Origin of the sequence: Methyloceanibacter marginalis (assembly GCF_001723295.1) — a bacterium.
GTDB lineage: Bacteria > Pseudomonadota > Alphaproteobacteria > Rhizobiales > Methyloligellaceae > Methyloceanibacter > Methyloceanibacter marginalis.
The window spans coordinates 1-3,903 of record NZ_LPWD01000095.1; the positions used below are offsets into that span (position 1 = coordinate 1).

Here is a 3,903-nt window from a genome sequence, read left to right on the forward strand (position 1 = left end):
CCGATCTCGTGCAGGTGGAGCCCCGCGTGCGCGATCTGCTCCGCGCCTTGGACGATCGATTCGGTGGCGCTGTCGCCGTCGTGACGGGCCGTCCTCTCGATGTGGTCGACGGCTTTCTCGCGCCGCTGGCCCTGCCGACGGCGGCCGAGCACGGCTCGGTCCGGCGCGACGCGTCGGGGCGGATCCATGCCGACGGCAACGGCGCCGAGGCGGTCGAAGCGGCGCACCGTATGCTGAAGCCGCTGGCCGATGCGAATCCCGAATTGATCCTGGAGCGCAAGAGCTCGTCCGTGGCGCTGCATTACCGGCAGCGCCCGGACCTTGCGGAGGCGTGCGCCGCTTCTGTCGAAGAGGTGGTCGCGAAAAACCCCAACCTCGTGATCTTGCCGGGCAAGATGGTGTTCGAGCTCAAACCCCAGGGCGTGGACAAGGGTGTGGCCGTGCGCGCGTTTCTGGAGGAGGCGCCGTTCAAGGGGCGGACGCCCATCTTCGCCGGTGACGACGTCACGGACGAGCATGCCTTCGCCGTGGTGAACGCACTCGGCGGCATCACCATCAAGATCGACGACGGCAACACGCAAGCCGAATACCGCACCGACCGCAACGAACTGTTCGACTGGATTTCCAGGCTGGCCGCCCGGGGCTGAACGCCGAAAGAGCGGATGGTCAGCTTCCGACCATTTCTCCGCCATTGGGGTGCAGGACCTGTCCGGTCATATAAGAAGAGTCCGCGCAGGCGAGGAAGAGGTGACAGGGCGCAACTTCGTTCGGCTGCCCGGCACGGCCCAAGGGCACGTGCTTGCCGAACTCTGCGACCTTCTTAGCATCGAAGCTGGCGGGAATCAGCGGCGTCCAAATCGGCCCCGGCGCGACGGCATTCACGCGAATGCCTTTGCCAGCCAAGTCTTGTGACAGGGATCGGGTCAGGGAGACGATCGCGCCCTTGGTCGCGGAATAGTCCATGAGCTGGGTTTGGCCGCGATAGGCGGTGACGGAGGCCGTGTTGACGATTGTCGCGCCTTGCTTGAGATGCGGAAGCGCCGCCTGTGTCATGAAGAAGTAGCCATAGAAATTGGTGCGAAAGGTCCGCTCGAGCTGCGCCTCGCTGATGTCCTCCAGATCCTCGTCGGTGTGCTGCTCGGCGGCATTGTTGACCAACACATCGAGGCCGCCAAAGAGGTCGAGTGTCTGTTTCACGGCATCGGCGCAGAAGGCCGCTTGGCCGATATCGCCCCTGATCAAGAGGCATTTGCCACCCTCCCGCTCCACCAGGTCCTTGGTGTCCTTAGCGTCCTTGTCTTCCTCGAGATACACGATCGCGATCTTCGCGCCTTCCCGGGCGAACAGCGCGCTGACCGCGCGGCCGATGCCGCTGTCGCCGCCCGTGACAATGACGGACTTGCCTTCGAGCCGGCCCGCGCCGGCGTAGCGGGGCTCATACTCCGGCCGAGGCACCATCTCCGTTTCGCGCCCGGGCTGACGGTCTTGTTCTTGCGGCGGCTGCCCGCCTTGCTTCTCCGATTCCAGCATCACGCAGACTCCATCTGTTTTGAGGGAAACCAGAGAGCCGGACGTGAAGTTCCCTTTGCATGAAGGTCTTGCGGCCGCTAACGCTTTTCGCCGGATCGCGCCCAAAAAGCTTACAAGAGCGCCGATCCGCCCCTATATTGAGGTGGGGTCCGGGGGGAGCGCTTAACTTTTAGCTCCGAGGTGTCAAAAGACATGCTGGACGACATGCCACGGCAGGGCACCGCCCTTGTCGCAACTTCTAGCGCCGATGTGGCGGACTATGACGATACGTCTTCGCACGAGCCGGCGAAGGCTGGCCGCCGTGCGCGCGCGGTCAGGCAGAAAATCGTCAAGCCGTCGGCACTCGGGATGTTCCTCAAGCCGATCGGCATCGCCATCGGGCTGGTGCTGATCGCTTATGCGCTGCTGTCGCTCGGGACCAATTTCTATCGCAGCTACTACCGCCACCTCGACCACACCGCCGCGGTCCATCTGGACCAGAGCATGTTCGACGTCTTTTTCCCCAGCAAGAGCCTGCCGGCCGACGCGGTCGATCTCGTCGTCAAGGACGTCGACGGGACCTTGCACCGGGTCGTGGCGAGCAAGTCCGAGACGGACGCGTTCGTCAACGACACTATCCTGATGCTCGATCAGGAGCGCGCGCGCATCAAGGAAGCGGCGCACCAGGACATCGACCGCAGTTTCGCGCTCGCCTTTCAGGACCGCGAGCAGACCATCGCCGCCTACGCCGACTGGTTCTTCGCCTGGAAGCGCTCCTACGTGGTGCTGAAGGAGACCATCTCGTCCGCCGTGAGCCGCTTCTTCGAGACCGGCAAGTACGAGTCGCTTTCGGAGGCGATCCAGGCCGATGTAGAGACGTATTTCCTGCGCAATTACACCGAGCAGGTGCTGAAGCCCGAGCTTCGCGACCAGACCATCACCGCGGGCGTGGAACAGTCGGTGCGGCACGCCCATGACAGCTACCGCCGGGTCATCGCCAATGGCGACATGCGGCTTCAGCTGTTCCTCGCCAAGAACACGAGCCACATGGAGGACATCCCGGCGACGACCTCGATGACCAACGTCAAGCTCGACTGGGATGCGCAGAAGTGGAAGGCGCCCACCTATCTGATGGAAGATCGCGCGTTCGACGGCGTGGTCGGCGTGGGGACGGCGGCGGCGGGCGGCACGGTCGGCGCGCTTACTCTGGGCCGCGCGATCAATGGCATTGCGGCCCGCAGTTTCGGGCAGATGTCGGCGCGGGTCGCACCTCGCTGCGACGCGCGCGACGCCGGCGCTGCAAGGTGCGGCGGTCGGTACTGCCGTCCAGCCCGTGGGCGGTCAGGTGATCGGCGCGGCCATCGGCGTGGCGATCGGCATCGCCATCGATTATCTCGCCAACGAGGCCAACGAGGCCATCAATCGCGAGAGCTTCGTCGCCGCCAACGAGGAGGCGCTCGACGCCACCATCACCGCCTGGAAGTCGGGGCTTGAGGCCAGCGTCGACACGGCCATCGACAAATGGTTCGACGATGCGAGAGCCTCCGTTGTACTCGCCTCCCAATAAGTTTCCCGCCAACCCGCGGCCGCGGCCTTTCGAGCAGGGCCCCAAGCCCAGCCACGCGCCCTGGGTCGCGGAGGGCGGGGTCGCGCCGCCGAAAGCCGGTTTTCCCAAGTATTCCGGCCCGGATTTCGGGTCGCATTTCCGCCGCTTGGCGGGCTATGCTGAGCCCAAGAAAGAGAACGGTGAGGGCATTACGGGGATGGAAGAGAGCGTCAAGGCAATCGCGCATCCGGCGGCGAGCCGGTCTTTGCGCGAGGCTATTCGCAAAGCCCGTCTGGACGAGGCCGAGCGCCTCGATATGACCGCGGACCATCGGGACGGCGAGATCGCGCGGCTCGAGCTCCTGAAGGCCGAGCTCGAGACGGTGTTCGCCGAGATCCCGAAGCAGGACGACCGTTTCAGTCTCGCCCTTGTGCCGAGCCGCCCGGCGCGGCTGTGGATCGATCTCTTCACCTATGTGGCCATTGACGACGTCTCGGGCGCCTATCTCTTCATCCGCAACAGCGAGAACGGCCGACGCACGCTGTTCAGCGCGAGCAATGTGGCCGACGTGACGGACCGCATCACGACCTATATGGCGCGGGAGATCGTGCGCCGGGAGCGGATGGAAGCGGCGATCTTGGAGCCGGGTCCGCGCCAGAGGCTGTTTGCGGAACCGGACGCTCGCGCTCGCCGACGGGCCTCGTGCTGTCGGCTTTCATCATCGGCCTTTTGTCCGGCGCAGCGGGGCTGTTCGCCGCGCTCTGGCTCAGCGTTCCCTGACTCTATAACGCGTCATGGTGAGGTGCCCGGCCGTCCTTCGAGGCTCGCTTCGCTCGCACCTCAGGATG

3 protein-coding genes and 1 pseudogene are annotated in these 3,903 nt (G+C 64.9%); 3 read left to right on the forward strand and 1 reads right to left on the reverse strand.

Translation table 11 applies throughout. The annotated features are described in order from the left end of the window. The coding region (gene otsB, locus AUC71_RS04300; protein WP_069623269.1) for a trehalose-phosphatase at positions 1-647 on the forward strand (647 nt) is incomplete at its 5' end. A 19-nt stretch (positions 648-666) separates the two neighbouring features. On the opposite strand, the gene AUC71_RS04305 is transcribed toward otsB, so the two are convergent. Further along, on the reverse strand, positions 667-1,530 hold the full coding sequence (locus AUC71_RS04305) for an SDR family oxidoreductase (RefSeq protein ID WP_069623270.1): 864 nt from the start codon (positions 1,528-1,530) through the stop codon (positions 667-669). Positions 1,531-1,722: 192 nt separating this feature from the next. On the opposite strand from AUC71_RS04305, the gene AUC71_RS04310 reads away from it, so the two are divergent. Together AUC71_RS04310 and AUC71_RS04315 are read left to right on the forward strand one after the other, a co-directional pair. Beyond that, complete coding sequence (locus tag AUC71_RS04310) at positions 1,723-3,003, forward strand: hypothetical protein (protein ID WP_069623271.1); 1,281 nt, start codon at positions 1,723-1,725, stop codon at positions 3,001-3,003. A 218-nt stretch (positions 3,004-3,221) separates the two neighbouring features. Then, a pseudogene (locus AUC71_RS04315) lies at positions 3,222-3,903 on the forward strand (hypothetical protein); the annotation flags it as partial.